The organism is Pseudomonas putida, assembly GCF_016406145.1.
GTDB classification, from domain to species: domain Bacteria; phylum Pseudomonadota; class Gammaproteobacteria; order Pseudomonadales; family Pseudomonadaceae; genus Aquipseudomonas; species Aquipseudomonas putida_E.
Genome location: NZ_CP066306.1, coordinates 5,373,379 through 5,389,237 on the forward strand (window position 1 = coordinate 5,373,379; position 15,859 = coordinate 5,389,237).

At 60.9% G+C, this 15,859-nt stretch carries 15 protein-coding genes; 6 read left to right on the plus strand and 9 right to left on the minus strand.

Going from position 1 to position 15,859, the window contains the following annotated elements:
- Window positions 1-242 precede the first annotated feature (242 nt).
- The 3 genes from JET17_RS24810 (at window position 243) to JET17_RS24820 (ending at window position 4,395) form a co-directional block, all read left to right on the plus strand.
- Complete coding sequence (locus tag JET17_RS24810) at window positions 243-2,933, plus strand: putative bifunctional diguanylate cyclase/phosphodiesterase (protein WP_012316624.1); 2,691 nt, start codon at window positions 243-245, stop codon at window positions 2,931-2,933.
- A 167-nt stretch (window positions 2,934-3,100) separates the two neighbouring features.
- The gene (gene msrA, locus JET17_RS24815; protein WP_012316625.1) at window positions 3,101-3,769 is read left to right on the plus strand and encodes a peptide-methionine (S)-S-oxide reductase MsrA; all 669 of its coding nucleotides are present in this window, start codon (window positions 3,101-3,103) and stop codon (window positions 3,767-3,769) included.
- Between the two features lie 2 nt (window positions 3,770-3,771).
- Window positions 3,772-4,395, plus strand: a complete 624-nt coding sequence (locus JET17_RS24820; RefSeq protein WP_012316626.1) for a glutathione S-transferase — start codon at window positions 3,772-3,774, stop codon at window positions 4,393-4,395.
- Between the two features lie 153 nt (window positions 4,396-4,548).
- Here the strand turns inward: JET17_RS24820 and creD are convergent, their stop codons facing one another.
- The 4 genes from creD to JET17_RS24840 form a co-directional block, all read right to left on the minus strand.
- Window positions 4,549-5,877 (minus strand): cell envelope integrity protein CreD, encoded by a 1,329-nt coding sequence (creD, locus tag JET17_RS24825; RefSeq protein ID WP_012316627.1) that lies wholly within the window; start codon window positions 5,875-5,877, stop codon window positions 4,549-4,551.
- Between the two features lie 108 nt (window positions 5,878-5,985).
- Window positions 5,986-7,419, minus strand: a complete 1,434-nt coding sequence (gene creC, locus JET17_RS24830; protein WP_012316628.1) for a two-component system sensor histidine kinase CreC — start codon at window positions 7,417-7,419, stop codon at window positions 5,986-5,988.
- Complete coding sequence (creB, locus tag JET17_RS24835) at window positions 7,419-8,099, minus strand: two-component system response regulator CreB (protein WP_012316629.1); 681 nt, start codon at window positions 8,097-8,099, stop codon at window positions 7,419-7,421. The genes creC and creB overlap by 1 nt, the downstream gene beginning before the upstream one ends.
- 200 nt (window positions 8,100-8,299) lie before the next feature.
- On the minus strand, window positions 8,300-8,800 hold the full coding sequence (locus JET17_RS24840; RefSeq protein ID WP_012316630.1) for an ATP-dependent zinc protease: 501 nt from the start codon (window positions 8,798-8,800) through the stop codon (window positions 8,300-8,302).
- 182 nt (window positions 8,801-8,982) lie between these two features.
- Between JET17_RS24840 and JET17_RS24845 the strand changes: the two genes are divergently transcribed.
- Window positions 8,983-9,870 carry an acyltransferase gene (locus tag JET17_RS24845; protein WP_012316631.1) on the plus strand — a complete coding sequence of 296 codons (888 nt, stop codon included), beginning with the start codon at window positions 8,983-8,985 and terminating at the stop codon, window positions 9,868-9,870.
- 19 nt (window positions 9,871-9,889) lie between these two features.
- Here the strand turns inward: JET17_RS24845 and JET17_RS24850 are convergent, their stop codons facing one another.
- From JET17_RS24850 to JET17_RS24860, 3 genes are all read right to left on the minus strand, one after another.
- On the minus strand, window positions 9,890-10,465 hold the full coding sequence (locus tag JET17_RS24850) for a DUF2780 domain-containing protein (protein WP_042111818.1): 576 nt from the start codon (window positions 10,463-10,465) through the stop codon (window positions 9,890-9,892).
- A 184-nt stretch (window positions 10,466-10,649) separates the two neighbouring features.
- Window positions 10,650-10,922 carry a DUF3077 domain-containing protein gene (locus JET17_RS24855; protein WP_012316633.1) on the minus strand — a complete coding sequence of 91 codons (273 nt, stop codon included), beginning with the start codon at window positions 10,920-10,922 and terminating at the stop codon, window positions 10,650-10,652.
- Between the two features lie 18 nt (window positions 10,923-10,940).
- Window positions 10,941-11,189 (minus strand): hypothetical protein, encoded by a 249-nt coding sequence (locus JET17_RS24860; protein WP_012316634.1) that lies wholly within the window; start codon window positions 11,187-11,189, stop codon window positions 10,941-10,943.
- A 414-nt stretch (window positions 11,190-11,603) separates the two neighbouring features.
- Here JET17_RS24860 and JET17_RS24865 point away from each other — a divergent pair, with 414 nt between their 5' ends.
- On the plus strand, window positions 11,604-12,530 hold the full coding sequence (locus JET17_RS24865) for an RHS repeat-associated core domain-containing protein (protein ID WP_012316635.1): 927 nt from the start codon (window positions 11,604-11,606) through the stop codon (window positions 12,528-12,530).
- A 47-nt stretch (window positions 12,531-12,577) separates the two neighbouring features.
- Window positions 12,578-13,480, plus strand: a complete 903-nt coding sequence (locus JET17_RS24870; RefSeq protein WP_012316636.1) for an RHS repeat-associated core domain-containing protein — start codon at window positions 12,578-12,580, stop codon at window positions 13,478-13,480.
- 45 nt (window positions 13,481-13,525) lie between these two features.
- On the opposite strand, the gene fdhA is transcribed toward JET17_RS24870, so the two are convergent.
- Together fdhA and purU are read right to left on the minus strand one after the other, a co-directional pair.
- A complete protein-coding gene (fdhA, locus tag JET17_RS24875; protein ID WP_012316637.1) occupies window positions 13,526-14,725 on the minus strand; it encodes a formaldehyde dehydrogenase, glutathione-independent in 1,200 nt (399 codons plus the stop codon).
- Between the two features lie 272 nt (window positions 14,726-14,997).
- Window positions 14,998-15,855, minus strand: coding sequence for a formyltetrahydrofolate deformylase (gene purU, locus JET17_RS24880; protein ID WP_012316638.1), 858 nt, complete (start codon window positions 15,853-15,855; stop codon window positions 14,998-15,000).
- Window positions 15,856-15,859: the final 4 nt, after the last annotated feature.

Consider the following 15,859-nt stretch of genomic DNA (forward strand, 5'->3'; position numbering starts at 1 on the left):
AGCCGGCTCCCACAGAAACCCCACAAAGCCTGAGGCCAACGCTGTACCTGTGGGAGCCGGCTTGCCGGCGATTGGGCCGCAAAGCGGCCACCGTTTTTCCGCAGCCCTAAGGATTCCCGCCCCGCCGCCGAAAACATATACATGACATCCCTCATGGCCGCTTGCCAGCCTCCGGGACATGATGCAACCTTGCCAGATGCGCCGCCGCCCAGGCCGCGCCACCCTCTTCAAGCGAGTCTTCGATGAAAAGCCAACCCGATGCCGCCAGCCGTGTGGCGGCCGAGGTCGTCACGCAGCTTCCCGTGCCTTCACGGCTCGGCATGCTGCGTTTCGAAAGGCTCAACGAAGCCACCTGGGCAATGCTTTACCTGGACCCGGCCTGCGAACGCCAGTTCGGCCTGCAGGCCTCCGAGCTGTGTGCGCTGATCGACTCGCCGTATGCCAGCCTGATGGAGCCTGAGGCCCGCTACCGGCTGCATGACGAGATCCAGCGGCAACTGAGCACCCGTGGGTATTACCGTGTGCGCTACACCCTGCATGCACAGCCGCGCGCGCTGCGCCTGCTCGAGGCGGGCGAAGCCTACAAGCAGCACAACCGCCAGCTGTTACGCGGTTTTTTGACGGTACTCGACGACCAGCCTGAAGACGCTGTCGAAGTGGACGCCGACGACCTCGAATCACGTAACAGCCGCCTGCAGCTTGCCCTGCAACTCAACCAGCGCGCCCAGCAGGAACAGCTGGAACACCTTGAGCGCGTGCGCAGCCAGCAGGACCTGATCCTGCGCCTCGCCCGCCAGCGCTATAGCGCGGAAAACTCCCTGCTCGAAGCCGCCCAGCTGATTACCCGCAGCGCCTGTGAGATCTACAAGGTGGACTGCGCCAGCATCTGGCATCTGGAAGACCAGCGTCTGGAGCCGATCAGCGCCTGGTTGCGCAATGAGCAAGTGCATCGCCTGCCCGAAGCGATCGATGCCAGCCGCTTCCCGGATTATCTGGATGCCCTGCACGCCAGCCGCGCTATCGATGCCCACAACGCCAACCACGATCCGCGTACCCGTGAACTGGCCGAAAGCCTGTACGCCGACAACAATGCCATGCTCGATGCCAGTATCCGCGTCGATGGCCAGGTGGTTGGCGTGCTGTGCCTGGAGCAGACCGGCCAGCCGCGGGCCTGGCAGTCGGACGAAATCGCCTTTGCCGGTGAGTTGGCCGACCAGTTCGCCCAGGTCATCACCAACCATAACCGACGCACCGCCGCCAGCGCCCTGCACTTGTTCCAGCGTGCGGTGGAGCAAAGCGCCAGCGCCTTCCTGCTGGTGAACCGCGACGGCGTGGTGGAGTACGTCAACCCCAGCTTCACCGCGATCACCCAGTACAGCACCGATGAGGTACAAGGCCACCACCTGGCAGAGTTGCCAGCGCTGGAGAACCTCAGCGAACTGCTGTTCGATACCCCGTCGAGCCTGGCCATGGGCAACAGCTGGCAGGGCGAATTCAAAAGCCGGCGCAAGAACCTTGAGCCCTACTGGGGCCAGTTGTCGATTTCCAAGGTGTATGGCGATAACCGTGAGCTGACCCATTACATCGGCATCTACGAAGATGTCACCCAGACCAAGCTGGCCCAGCAACGCATCGAGCGCCTGGCCTACACCGACAACCTGACCAACCTGGGCAACCGCCCGGCTTTCATCCGCAGCCTCGACGAGCGCTTCGCCCGCGATGGCCAGAGCCCGATCTGCCTGCTGCTGGTGGACATCGACAACTTCAAGCGGATCAACGACAGCCTTGGCCACCAGACCGGTGACAAACTGCTGATCAGCCTGGCCCGGCGCCTGCGCAACAGCCTCAGCGTTGGCGGCGTGCTGGCCCGCTTTGCCAGTAATGAATTCGCCGTGCTGCTCGACGACACCAGCCTGGAAGACGGCCAGGGCGTCGCCCAGCAACTCCTGCGCACCCTCGACAAGCCGATGTTCGTCGACAACCAGCTGATCAACGTGACCGCCTCGGTTGGCCTGGCCTGTGCGCCGCTGCACGGCAGTGACCCGACCACCCTGATGAAAAATGCAGGCCTGGCCCTGCACAAGGCCAAAGCCAACGGCAAGCACCAGGTGCAGGTATTCACCGAAGTGCTCAATGCCGAAGCCAGCTACAAGCTGTTCGTCGAGAACAACCTGCGCCGCGCTTTGACGCAGAACGAGCTAGAGGTGTTCTACCAGCCCAAGCTGTGCCTGCGCAGCGGCCGCCTGCTGGGGCTGGAAGCACTGCTGCGCTGGAACCACCCAGAGCGCGGCATGATCCGCCCGGACCAGTTCATCAGCGTGGCGGAAGAGACCGGCCTGATCATCCCCATCGGCAAGTGGGTGGTACGCCAGTCGTGCCGCATGAGCCAGCAACTGCGCGAGGCCGGCATGGGCAACCTGCACGTGGCCATCAACCTGTCGCCCAAGCAGTTCTCCGACCCCGACCTGGTGGCTTCGATCGCCTCGATCCTCCACGAAGAAGCCCTGCCTGCGCACCTGTTGGAGCTTGAGCTGACCGAGGGCCTGCTGCTGGAAGCCACCGAGGACACCCACCGTCAGCTCGACGAACTGAAGGCATTGGGCCTGACCCTGGCCATGGATGACTTCGGCACCGGTTATTCTTCGCTGAGCTACCTGAAGAAATTCCCGATCGACATCATCAAGATCGACCGCAGCTTCATCAACGAAATCCCCGACAACCAGGACGACATGGAGATCACCTCGGCGGTGGTGGCCATGGCCCACAACCTCAAGCTCAAGGTCGTGGCAGAAGGGATCGAGACGCCCGAGCAGCTGGCCTTCCTGCGCCGGCACCGTTGCGATGTGGGCCAGGGGTATCTGTTCGACCGGCCGATCCCGGGGCGAGAGCTGGCCGAAAGACTCAAGCGCTATCCGCGCGGTCCAATGGCCTGACAGCTGCGAAATCCTCGGGCACTATAGAACCCATTCGGGCCTCATCGCCGGCAAGCCGGCTCCCACAGGTAATGCACAGTCACCCAAACCTTTGGGATTGCTGTGGCAGCCGGCAAGCCGGCGATGAGGCCAACACCTGTCCAACTGAAAAACACAGAGGAACGGCCATGGTCCTGCGTTCGGAAATCCTGGTGAACAAAAACGTCATGCCAACCGCGGAGCAGGCCCTGCCTGGCCGCGAAACGCCAATGTCCCTGCCCGAGTTTCATTACGTATTCAAAGACACCCCACTGCTCGGCCCGTTCTTTGAAGGCAGCATCGACTTCGCCATCTTCGGCCTGGGTTGCTTCTGGGGCGCCGAGCGCCGCTTCTGGCAGCGTGAAGGCGTGGTCAGCACCGTGGTCGGCTATGCGGGCGGCTTTACCCCGAACCCCACCTACGAAGAAGTCTGCTCGGGCCTGACCGGCCACACTGAAGTGGTGCTGGTGGTGTTCGACAAGGACAAGGTCAGCTACCGCGAGTTGCTAGCGATGTTCTGGGAACTGCACAACCCGACCCAGGGCATGCGCCAGGGCAACGACGTCGGCACCCAGTACCGCTCGGCCATCTACTGCACCTCGCCACAACAGCTCGAAGAAGCCAAAGCCAGCCGCGACGCCTTCCAGGCCGAGCTGAACAAGGCCGGTTACGGCGAGATCACCACCGAAATCGACCAGGCGCCGACCGTGTACTTCGCCGAGGCTTACCACCAGCAGTACCTGGCCAAGAACCCGGACGGCTACTGCGGTATCGGCGGCACCGGCGTGTGCCTGCCACCCAGCCTGCAGGGCAACTGACGATGAGCACGATGACCCTGTTCCACTCACCGCTGTCGCCATTCGTGCGCAAGGTGATGGTCGTGCTGCACGAGACCGGGCAGCTTGAGCGCGTTGCACTGCGGGGGGTGAACATCACCCCGGTCAGCGGTGACGACCAGCTCAACCACGGCAACCCGATCGGCAAGATCCCGGCCCTGCGCCTGGAAGACGGCACTGTGCTGCATGACAGCCGGGTCATCTGCGAATACCTCGACCTGCAGCATGTCGGCCTGCCGCTGCTGCCGCGCGAGGGTTCGGCACGCTGGCGGCGCATGACGCTGGTGTCGCAGGCGGATGCGATCATGGATGCGGCGGTTTCCAGCCGCTATGAGAGCGTCCTGCGGCCTGAGGACAAGCGCTGGGACGGCTGGCTTGACGCGCAAAGCGAGAAAATCCGTCGCAGCCTGGCCAACCTGGAGCAGGAGCACTTGGCAGAGCTGATATCAGGCTTTGATCTGGCCGCAATTGGCGTAGCCTGTGCGCTGGGGTACCTGGACCTGCGTCAGCCTGATTTTGGCTGGCATGAGCGCCAGCCCGGGTTGGCAGCGTGGTATGCCGAGGTGGCCAAGCGGCCGTCGATGGTCGCCACAGCACCGGGCACCTGATACACCGCAATCGCCGGCAAGCCTGCTCCCTCCCTTTGGAAGCAGGCTTGCCGGCGATCGGGCTGCAAGGCAACCCTCGGCCTCAGCGGGGTATTACCGGAAACAACTGCCCAATCCTGCGAGCCAACCACCGCCCGATCTCTCTGTCCTCCCTCATGCCGCCCTCCCCACCCGCGCCCAGTCCAGGCGACGGGTCAGCACCATGAACACACCCAGCAAGCCAAAGCACAGCAGCGACCCCATCAACAGCGCATAATCCTCGGCACTGAGCAGCCCATAGAGCATCGCGTACAACACCGCCAAACCCGCCGCAAAGCTCACTCCACGCACCAGGCTGTGCAATACGTGGCTCAGGTAGAAGCCGAGCAGCAACACACAGGCCGAGGCCGACAGGCCATATGCCAGGCCAAACCCGATGTGCTCGGACAACGAAAGCAGCAGCAGGTAGAAGAACGCCAGGGCCACCCCCACCAGGATGTACTGCACCGGGTGCACACTGAGGTTCTTCAGCACCTCGAACAGGAAGAAACCGGCAAAGGTAAGGGCGATGAACAACAACGCGTATTTGATCGCCCGCTCACTCTTGAGGTACTGGTCCACCGGGTCGACGAAACTTACCCCGAAGGTCCGCTCGCTGAACTCCGCACACTGCCCGCCGCTGGCGCATTGGCGCAGGGCATCTTCAAGGTTGGTGGCGAAGAATGACGTCTGCCAGTGCGCGCTGAAGCCTTTGTCGTCGATTTCTCGGCGGTTGGGCAGGTAACTGCCAACGAAGCTGGGGTGCGGCCAGTTGGCGCGCATGTCCACGCTGCTGGTGCGCCCCACCGGCAACAGGTGCAGTTGCCCGGTGCCTTGCAGTGCCAGATCGAAACCGTAGTTGAACGCGCGGGCCTGCTGGCCATCCAGTTGCGGCAACGCGACGTGCACGCCACTGCGCAGCCAGTCCAGCCCGGTACCGGCTTCAAACGCCAGGCGCTGGTCATCAATGTTGAGTTCCAAGGCATTTTCAATGCCGCGGATGTCGCTTATGCCAACCACCAAAAATGGCTTGTCGAAACGGTAGTCATCGAAGTCCTTGTCGATACCCCAGCGCTCCGGCAGCTGGAAACGACCCGAAAGTCGCCCTTGGGCATGGAACAGCCGCGCTTGGTAGATACCCCGCGCACGCAGTTCAGTGTCCACCCCGAGGTCGGCATCGAAGGTTTCCGGGAGGAAGTACAAGTGGCCGGCGATGGTGCTGGTTTCCTGCACGCTCTGGCCGTCCTTGTCGATCCAGCGGCGCTGCACCTTGCGGTACGGCACCACCAGCAGCGGGCCACTGATCTGCTGGTCAAAACTGGCGCTACGGGCGATGTCGTGCAACACACCGTCGCGCAGGTTCTGGCGCTCGTCGATCAGGTTGTCGATCATCAACAGGGGAATCAGCAACAGCAAAATCAGCAGGGCAATGGTGCCGAGCTTGAAACCGAGGGTCTTGTTCATGGGGCCTCCTGTGGCAGTGGGCGCAGTGTCTGCGCCCTGCGTGGAGGCCTTGGGGAGATTGTGTGGAGATTCGGTGTTTTTTGGGGCCGCGCAGCGGCCCCGACGACCTCAGCTGATGCGCCGCTCCGGCAGCCAGAGCCTGACGCGTACCCCGCCATCGACGTTGCTCACCGCCAGCGCCCCGCCATGCAGTTGCATCACCTCGGCCACAAAGTTCAGCCCCAGCCCGGTACTCTTGCGCCCACTCCCCGGCCGCGGCAGCGAATAGAAACGCTCGGCAACCCGGCCGATGGCGTAGGCGGGTATCGCCTCCCCCTGATTGAACAGGCTCAGCGCCACCCGCTCGCCATCGCGCTCCAGCTCGAACAGCAGCGCGCCGCCCGGCGGGGTGAAATCCAGGGCATTGTCGAGCAGGTTGGCAAGCGCCTGGCGCATGAGAAACGGATCGCACAGCAGCCACAACCCCGCCGGCACCCGCTGGCGCACCTGCAAGCCGCTTGCGTCGATGCGTGCGGCATGTGCCAGCAGCAGCTCATCGACCAACGCGGCCAAAGCAACCTGCTGCTCATCTTCCAGCGCCTGCATCTGCTCGACCCGCGCCAGGTTGAGCAAACGCTCGATCATCTGCTGCAACCGCTCGCTTTCGCGCTCGATATTGCCGGCAAAACGCGCCCGCTGCTCGGCCGGCATATCACCCTGGAGCAATTCAGACGCACCGCGGATAGCCGCCAGCGGGCTCTTCAATTCGTGGGTCAGGGTATGAACGTAGCGTTCGACATACGCCTTGCCCTCAAGCTGTGTGCGCATGCGCTCCACCGCATTTGCCAGGTGCGCCAGCTCACCGCCCTTGTAGTAAGGCAGCGCAGCGCGCTGGCCTTCGCTGACCGCCTGCGCATAGCGTGCCAGCCTGCGCAGGGAGCGGGCCAGCCACCAGGACAGCGCAGCGCCGATCAACAGCCCCATGCCGATCAGCCCCAACCCCAGGCCAAGCAAACGCTGTTCGGAACGGTCGATATACGGCTGCAACGAGCTGTTGGGCTTGGCCACGGTGACCACACCGATAACCTTGCCCTGGTCCACGATCGGCGCGGCCACGTGCATCACCGAGGTGCTTTCGTCCTCTTCCACGCTGCGGGTGGAACGGGCACCGTATTGGCCACGCAGCGTCAGGTACACGTCATTCCAGCGCGAATAGTCCTTGCCCAGGTCCTGGCCGCTGGAATCGAGCAGCACGATGCCTTTGGCATCGGTAACGTAGATGCGGTGGCTGACCTGGTTCTTGGCCAGGCCCCAGATCTGCGCGCCGGGGCTACGCAAGCCATACGCCTTGAGCACCTCAGGCAGGCGGCTCTGGGCAAGGGTGCCGGCCTTGACGTCATCGTGAAGGATCTCGGCCAGCAGGTTGGCGGTGTCTACCAGGGTTTCCTCGGAAGACTGGCGTACTACGGGGCGAATCTGCTCGCGCACCGTATTGAGCAGGAAGTAACCCGCCAACCCGACGAACAGGAAGTACACCAGAAAGATCCGAATGCCCAGGCGCATCAGGCGTGTTCCGGGCTGTAGCTGTAACCCAGCCCACGATGGGTCTGGATCGGTTCGGCATGGGCAGCCACCTGCCGCAGCTTGGCGCGCAGGCTCTTGATATGGCTGTCGATGGTGCGCTCGTAACCCACATCGGAGGCCACTCCCAGCGCATCGAGCAACTGTTCGCGGCTGAATACACGCTGCGGTTGCGTCAGCAGGCATTGCAGCAAACGGAATTCGTGGCGGGTCAGGCTCAGCGGCTGGCTGCGGTAGCTGATCAGCATGCGCAGGGTGTCGAGCTGGAACAGTGCCGTTTCGGCAGGTGGCTCGACCCGTGGCGCCATGCGCTTGAGGATCGCCCGCACCCGGGCCGCCACCTCCCGCGGGCTGAAGGGTTTGACCACGTAGTCGTCGGCGCCTATTTCCAGGCCTACAACCCGGTCGATTTCACCGTCACGGGCGCTGAGGAACATCACCGGCACCTCGCTGAAGCGGCGTAGCTGGCGGCAGGTATCAAAACCACTGATGTCGGGCAGCCCGATGTCGAGGATCACCAGGTCGGCCGGCCGCTGGCGCTGCTGCTCCAGGGCCGCGGTGCCCAGGGTCACCCACGCGGTGCTGTGGCCCTCGGCCTGCAGGGCGTAGATCAGGGTATCGGCGATGGCGGCTTCGTCTTCGACGATGAGAATGTGGGGCATGGCATCCGGCCTTGCTGAGGGCGAAGCTGGACATATAGGCAAGTTTCAATGAAGACGCAATCCTCTGTAGGAGCGGCCTTGTGTCGCGAAGGGGCGCGCAGCGGCCCCAATATCTGTGCTGCTGTGGATATTTTGGGGCCGCTGCGCGCCCCTTCGCGACACAAGGCCGCTCCTACATGAAGAGCGCGTCGCCCTTCGGATCAGCAGTCAGGCTTGCCCGCAGTGAAGCGTTTTGCCGGGTTTACCGCAGCCTTGAACTCGCGCAATGCCTTGGCACCCACCAGCAACGGATAGTTGAAGCTGCTGCGGTCGACCAGGTTCACTTCTACGGTGCGCTTCTCATCCCCCAGGCACAACTCAAGGTCGATTACCGGCCTGCGCGAAAGCTCGGGCGCATCGCCTTCATCGTCTTCGTCGGCGCGGTTTTTGATCTTACTGATGCGCGAAACCTTATGCTCGTACACCTTGCCGTCGGACTCCTTGGTCGCCAGGCGGAAGCGCACCCAGTCCTCGCCGTCGCGGGTGAAGCGCTCGATGTCCTTGGCCGACAGCGACGCGGTGTAGGCACCGGTGTCCATCTTGGCCTTCAGGGTTTCGCCGAGTTCAGGCAGGGAGATGTTCTCATAACGGCCGTAAAGCGTAGGTTCTGCGGCCATTACCGGCAGCGCCAACAGCGACAACAGGGCTAGCATTGGTTTCACAGGCAGGCTTCCTTGAAAGGGGTCAGTGCTTAGACTGTGCAAGCAGGATAGGTTCGCTGTCACAAGGGTAAACAACATAATGTGAAACATTTGTCCCCGCCGCTGGGCATTGGACATTTGGCGTAGGCTGCGGCGCTGCTTATCATTGCCGCCCGTTCAAATCCCACAACAAGAGTTTCCCTATGCGTCGCCTGCTGACCGGCATTCTTACAACCACCCTGCTGCTGCTCAACACCGTGGTGCTGATCTGCCCGCTGCTGGTCTTCGCCCTGCTCAAACTGGTGCTGCCGGGCCGATGGCGTGACTACGCCTCCGCTGCCGTAATGTGGGTCGCTGAAGCCTGGTCGGAAATCGACAAGGCCATTTTCGCCCTGTGCATCCCTACCCAATGGGACATCCGCGGCGTCGAGAGCCTGCGCAAGGACACTTCCTACCTGGCCGTGAGCAACCACCAGACCTGGGTCGACATCCCTGCGCTGATCGAAAGCCTCAACCGCCGCACGCCGTTCTTCAAGTTTTTCCTCAAGAAGGAGCTGATCTGGGTACCGCTGCTGGGCCTTGCTTGGTGGGGCCTGGATTACCCGTTCATGAAGCGTTACAGCAAGGCGTTTCTGGAAAAGCACCCCGAGCTCAAGGGCAAGGACCTGGAAATCACCAAAGCGGCCTGCGAACTGTTCAAGCGCCAACCGGTAACAGTGGTCAACTACCTCGAAGGCACCCGCTTCACCGAGGCCAAACGCCAGGCACAGCAGTCGCCATACCGTTACCTGCTCAAGCCCAAGGCCGGAGGCGTGGCGTTCGTGCTGGCGGCGCTGGGCGAGCAGCTGGATGCGCTGCTGGACGTGACCATCGTTTACCCCGGCAACAAGGCTCCGGGGTTTTGGGACCTGCTCAACGGCAGCATCAGCCGGGTGATCATCGACATTCAGGTGCGAGAGCTTGACCCTGCCCTGTGGGCAGGGGATTACGAGAATGATCCGGCTTTCCGCCAGGCAGTACAGGCCTGGGTGAATCAGCTGTGGATTGAGAAGGACCAGCGGATCGAGCAATTGCGCGGGGAGATGGGCTGACCGCGGCCCTATAAGGCCCTCACACCGACGGCTGAGCCAAAGGCGCCGGGGTAGTCCACAGGCTGCCCAGGTTCTGCAGCAACGAACCGGCAATCCCCTGCTGGCCCAGGTACTGCAAAATCAACGGCGCGAACTGCCCGATCATGCCCGTATCCATACCCAGCGCCTTGAAGGCATTGTCCAGGTCGCTGCGGTTCTCAACGTTGTTACCCAATGCATTGCTCAATGCCGACTGGTTTTGGCTGCTCTTGCCCAGCATTTCGCCCAGCCCACTCAACCCGCCCAGCATGGCAGCGCCAGACAGCAAGTCCAGCCCCGGCACAGCCTGGGTCAGCTGACCGTAGTCGTCACTGCTCAGGTTGTTGCGCGCCAGCCCCAGCATCGCCCCTGCCCCGCCCACGGCCTGTTCCGGGGTGATGTTAAGTTCGCTGCCCAGGGTGTTGAGCAGATTGGCCTGGGCCTCAGGCGCCTGCACCTGGGCTTGCTGATTCTGGTTTTGCACGGCCGACACAGCATTGGCGGCATCGCTGAGGTTGAAGGCGAACACCGGGCTTGCGGCCAGGGTCATCAGGGTTGCCAGGGTGAATGCTTTCATCGGGGGGACCTCGTAGGCCGGGATGGCCTGGGAAACGAGGCATTCGACTGAGTGTTCAGGGGTTTGTTCCGGGCCGCACATCGGGCAGGTCCGCATCAGCCCCCACGTTCAGCTGTAGGAGCGGCCTCGTGTCGCGAAAGGGCCGCAAAGCGGCCCCAGCAGCCCGACTGCCAGCCTCAGGTAATCAACGCACCCTGTTCCGGGCAATTTCGATGTCATCCATGATTGCCTTGGCAAACGCACTCAGGTAATCCGCCGCGCCGAGCAGCTTGTGGTCATCCTCCATATCACCTTCGCGCACCAGGTGCTTGATGTACCCCAGCAGCACCGACACCTGTTCATAGGCGTGCTCGAACGGCACGCCCGGCATCACCCGGAAAATATGGCAAGGCTTGTCACCGGCCTCGCAGAACGTCTCGACGCCAACGGTCATGTTTGCGTGTGTGTCTTCACTCATCGTATTGCCCCCAAACCTTCACATGCGCTCAAGCGCATGCTCGATCAATGCATGTGCGGTATCGGCGCTATGCACCGCATTTGTGAGCATGTACACGCCCGGCTCGCCGGTATGCGCGCGGCAATACTCGCCGACGACTTCAGAGATACCCAGCAGCATCTCGCTGGCGACCGCCAAGGCCTCGGGTGGGATCAGTTCGGGGTGGATGGAGGAATAGAGGGTGTTGAACAGTTTGAGGCGGGGTGGATCGGGGACTATTTTTTTCATCAAAACACCATGCAGTGTGAAGTGCCACCCGTCCGTTTCCACACATTAGGGTGACAGCTGTACACGGGGTGGAAAGACCGGTGCATGGTTAACCCGGCAGGCCCGAAGACCTCCCGCGTACAGCCGTCATATCGACAACAGCCATGCATCTTGCCGGGTTTCCACGCCCGATCGCTGAGCCATTCAGCGACCCAATCAGGCTAGAGGGTGAGGATTCCAGGGGCAATCAGACGGCGGTCGACAGACTGCGTAGGGTATTTCCTACTACCTCAACGAGTAAGTAGGAAATTACCCATCGCCACGTGGGCAATTTCCGCATACCTATCATTTTTGCCAGTAGCCACCGATCTCTCTCCTGATCACTATCTTCCCATAGTGCCGATCAAGATCAGTGATCGCTCAAAGGAGAGCCTAATGAAACGTCAGCCGGACACTCGTCAGTTTTTCTACCAAAACGGAAAGCTCACCACCGTCAACCAAGGAGGACAACAGCACACCATCTTTCGTACCGGCGAAGTGTCACTGGCAGAACGTGACACTGACTTGGCAGCAAGCGCGACCCTATTGTCTACAAACGAGAGCGGCTCAGTACTAAGTGGGAATAGCGCAGCGGAAACAGCAAGGTTGCTATATGCGGCTTATGGGTATGATGCTGCCAAAGCCAGCATGCTCTCCTTACTAAGATTCAACGGTCAGTATCGGACAAGCGAGGGACACTACTTGCTCGGTAATGGTTACCGTTCTTACAGCCCGGTACTGATGCGGTTTTATTCACCAGACAGCCTCAGCCCTTTTCAAGAGGGCGGCTTGAATAGCTACTGCTATTGCTTGGGAGACCCCGTCAACCAGACAGATCCAACAGGTCACTTCTCGTTACGGAGGCCAAGAACCTGGTTCAGCACAAGAAAAGGCCGCATTAAAAGGGCACATAATAAGGCAACCCAGGCAGACGAAAGCCTCAAGACCTACATACCGAACCTTTTGAAACAACCCAAACAATCCAGGGACGTGGACACGAATTTATTAAAAAAATCCCTAAAACATCAAATAAACAAAAACAAACAATCTTTGAACCAGAGCAACGAATACCTAAAAAAGCACAATCAAGTCACCGTAGAATCCGAAGAACTCAAAAACAACTGGGCAAATTACCAAGAATACGTAAGACAGGAAACAAAAATAAATGATGCACTGTACACACCACCAAAGCACAAAAAAGAAAAAATGGACATATTCAATACTCGCCCTGATAGATTAAACCCAGATGACTTCTATCGCATTGAAGAACAAAAAACGGCCCAAAACTTAGAAACCAGAAACAAGCACACGAGGCAGGCTTAAAGTCAATCGTGGCACGCGCAGATCCGGGGCTACAGGAGGCCAACGTCATGAGCAGATCATTGAACAACACGCTGTTCTTCTACCAAAGCAACAAACTCATAACCGTGAAGCAGGGCAACCAGCATCGCGCCATCTTGCGCAACGCCGACATGCCCTTGGCTGAGGTTCAAGCCGGCGAAACGGCTGGCGCTGGGTTGCTGGCAACCGATGACAAGGGTTCCGTTCTCAACGTTCAAGATACGGAGGACCTGGAAGGCCACTACTTTTCAGCCTACGGGCATGATCCGAACTTGCCCTCGATGCGAATAACGCTTGGCTTCAATGGCGAAGCTTACGTGCCAGGTGCGGCCTCCTACCTACTTGGGCTTGGATACCGCAGCTATTCTCCGCGCCTGAGACGTTTCCTGGCAGCAGACAGCTGGAGCCCATTCGGGCAGGGTGGGTTGAATGTTTACTGCTATTGCGAAGGTGACCCGGTCAACTTCATCGACTCAAGCGGGCATATGCCAAAAAGGTTTGTTAATCCACGGCCTAAACTGAGGCGGGTTGAACTCCCAAATGACGAGATACTCAAGGTTAGCAAGAACATCGCCGTGAATATCGGTTCGTCAACAGCAAAAAGTTCGTCGAATAGCTCGCTGACACCCTCTTCTCAAGCCGGAGGGCACACCGCTCATACAGAAGCCGGACTAACGTCGGGCGAAACAGCGGTCCGACGGGATTCGCCCGCTACAATCCCAAAAACGCCAACGCTCGGCTCGCCAATACCATCGACGGATAGTTCCCCTGCAGGATCACCCAGGGGAAGCCCGCAGCCCGATGCCGCGCCCCTGCAGCCGCTGTTCGTCAGAAGCTTTGTTGAGGCACCGCAGTCTCTGTTCCATTCTAGGGCTAGCGAAATCAGGCAGCCCACTGATGCGTTCCCAAGGGCTCCGTCACGTTGGGACTAACGAATAGCAAAAAGCCCCTCTCTCGTGGGGCTTTTTGTTTTTTAATTACGCCGCGCTAAACGTCTTGTGCGGATCAATCACAAACTTCTTCGGCACCCCGGCATCGAACTCGCCGTACCCTTCTGGCGCCTGATCCAGGCTGATGACCTGCACACCAACAACTTCAGCGATGTTGATCCGGTCCCACATGATCGCCTGCATCAATTGGCGGTTGTATTTCATGGTCGGGGTCTGGCCGGTGTGGAAGCTGTGCGATTTTGCCCATCCCAGGCCAAAGCGGATGCTCAGCGCGCCGATCTTGGCGGCAGCATCCACCGCGCCTGGGTCTTCGGTCACGTACAGGCCCGGGATACCGATGTTGCCGGCAACGCGAGTGACCTGCATCAGCGAGTTCAGCACAGTGGCCGGTGCTTCATGTTTGGCGCCTTCATGCCCATGACCACGTGCCTCGAAGCCCACCGCATCAACTGCACAGTCCACTTCCGGCTCGCCGAGGATGTCGATGATCTGTTCGTGCAGCGGGGTGTCCTTGGACAGGTCGACCACTTCAAAGCCCTGGGACTTGGCGTGGGCCAGGCGGGCCGGGTTCAGATCGCCGACGATGACGCAGGCAGCGCCCAGCAGGCGGGCCGAGGCAGCCGCGGCCAGGCCGACCGGGCCAGCACCTGCGACGTAAACGGTACTGCCTGGGCCTACGCCAGCAGTCACGGCACCGTGGTAGCCGGTTGGCAGGATGTCGGACAGGCAGGTCAGGTCACGGATCTTCTCCATGGCCTTGTCGCGATCCGGCAGTTTCAGCAGGTTGAAGTCGGCATACGGTACCAGCACGTATTCAGCCTGGCCGCCGGTCCAGTCGCCCATGTCAACGTAACCGTAGGCACCGCCGGCGCGGGCCGGGTTGACGGTGAGGCAGACACCGGTGTGCATCTCTTTGCAGGAGCGGCAGCGGCCGCAGGCGACGTTGAACGGCACCGACACCAGGTCACCGATTTTCAGGCGTTCGACGTCACGCCCCATCTCGACGATTTCACCGGTGATTTCGTGGCCCAGGACCAGGCCGACCTGGGCAGTGGTGCGGCCGCGGACCATGTGCTGGTCGGAGCCGCAGATGTTGGTGGAGACCACCTTGAGGATGACGCCGTGCTCGATCTTCTTGCCGCGCGGGTCCTGCATCTTCGGGTAGTCGATTTTCTGCACCTCGACCTTGCCAGCGCCCAGGTACACCACTCCACGATTGCCAGACATGCTCTTACCTCGCTTGATTTGTATTTATGCAGCGTTGGTTGAAGCGCCGCCGTCCATGGGCGACATGTGTTGCTGGAATGCAGGGAATTGTGGGCTTGATGGAGCACAAGGCACTGACTGAAAACGACAGGGGGATGCCTTTTTACGGCAGGCCAAAAGCGGGGGCCGCTTTGCGGCCCTTTCGCGACACAAGGCCGCTCCTACAGGGGACGCGATCGCCTGTAGGAGCGGCCTTGTGTCGCGAAAGGGCTGCGCAGCAGCCCCAGAATTGTTCAGAGAACGACAGTACGGTTGGCGTTGAGAAACACCCGCCGCTCGATGTGATACCCGACCGCCCGCGCCAGGGTCAGGCATTCGATGTCACGCCCCTTGGCAATCAGGTCTTCGGGGTAATGGCTGTGATCCACCACCTCAACGCCCTGGGCGATGATCGGCCCTTCGTCGAGGTCGTTGTTGATGTAATGCGCCGTGGCACCCACCATTTTCACACCCTTGTTGTACGCCTGGTGATAAGGCTTGGCGCCCTTGAACCCCGGCAACAACGAGTGATGGATATTGATCGCCCAGCCGTCCAGGCGCCGGCACAGTTCAGGCGACAGCACCTGCATGTAGCGGGCAAGGATAACCAACTCGGCGCCGGTCTCCTCGATCACCCCCAGCACCTTGCGCTCTTGCCCGGCCTTGTCGTTGGGGTCGAGTGCGAAGTGGTAATAGGGAATCTTGTGCCAGTGCGCCAGCGGCTCGAGGTCGGGATGGTTGGACACCACCGCGACCACGTCCATGCCCAGTTGGCCGATGCGCTGGCGATAGAGCAAGTCGTTCAGGCAGTGGTCAGCTTTGGACACCATGATCACCACCTTGGGGCGGTGATTCGGTGCGGTCAGCTCGAACGCCATGCCAAACGCATCACCGCGCTCGGCGAGGCCGGCACGGAAACCGACCTCGTCAAAATCGTCCGGCTGGCGGAACTCGACGCGGATGAAAAAGCGCCCCGACTGCCTGTCATCGAAGGAGTGGTGCTCCGTCACGTAGCAGCGCTGCTCGAAGAGGTAACGCGTCACCACGTCGACGGTGCCGAGCATGCTCGGGCAGTCGGCGGTGAGAATCCAGGTATCCGGTGCCCGACTCATGTTG

Excerpts from the sequence above, each read along its gene's own strand:
- creD (WP_012316627.1), bottom strand. The coding sequence starts at position 5,877 with ATGAACAAGACCCTCGGTTTCAAGCTCGGCACCATTGCCCTGCTGATT.
- JET17_RS24870 (WP_012316636.1), top strand. The coding sequence starts at position 12,578 with ATGAGCAGATCATTGAACAACACGCTGTTCTTCTACCAAAGCAACAAA.
- JET17_RS24820 (WP_012316626.1), top strand. The coding sequence starts at position 3,772 with ATGAGCACGATGACCCTGTTCCACTCACCGCTGTCGCCATTCGTGCGC.
- fdhA (WP_012316637.1), bottom strand. The coding sequence starts at position 14,725 with ATGTCTGGCAATCGTGGAGTGGTGTACCTGGGCGCTGGCAAGGTCGAG.
- msrA (WP_012316625.1), top strand. The coding sequence starts at position 3,101 with ATGGTCCTGCGTTCGGAAATCCTGGTGAACAAAAACGTCATGCCAACC.
- JET17_RS24860 (WP_012316634.1), bottom strand. The coding sequence starts at position 11,189 with ATGAAAAAAATAGTCCCCGATCCACCCCGCCTCAAACTGTTCAACACC.
- JET17_RS24855 (WP_012316633.1), bottom strand. The coding sequence starts at position 10,922 with ATGAGTGAAGACACACACGCAAACATGACCGTTGGCGTCGAGACGTTC.
- JET17_RS24845 (WP_012316631.1), top strand. The coding sequence starts at position 8,983 with ATGCGTCGCCTGCTGACCGGCATTCTTACAACCACCCTGCTGCTGCTC.
- JET17_RS24865 (WP_012316635.1), top strand. The coding sequence starts at position 11,604 with ATGAAACGTCAGCCGGACACTCGTCAGTTTTTCTACCAAAACGGAAAG.
- purU (WP_012316638.1), bottom strand. The coding sequence starts at position 15,855 with ATGAGTCGGGCACCGGATACCTGGATTCTCACCGCCGACTGCCCGAGC.
- creB (WP_012316629.1), bottom strand. The coding sequence starts at position 8,099 with ATGCCCCACATTCTCATCGTCGAAGACGAAGCCGCCATCGCCGATACC.
- JET17_RS24850 (WP_042111818.1), bottom strand. The coding sequence starts at position 10,465 with ATGAAAGCATTCACCCTGGCAACCCTGATGACCCTGGCCGCAAGCCCG.
- JET17_RS24810 (WP_012316624.1), top strand. The coding sequence starts at position 243 with ATGAAAAGCCAACCCGATGCCGCCAGCCGTGTGGCGGCCGAGGTCGTC.
- creC (WP_012316628.1), bottom strand. The coding sequence starts at position 7,419 with ATGCGCCTGGGCATTCGGATCTTTCTGGTGTACTTCCTGTTCGTCGGG.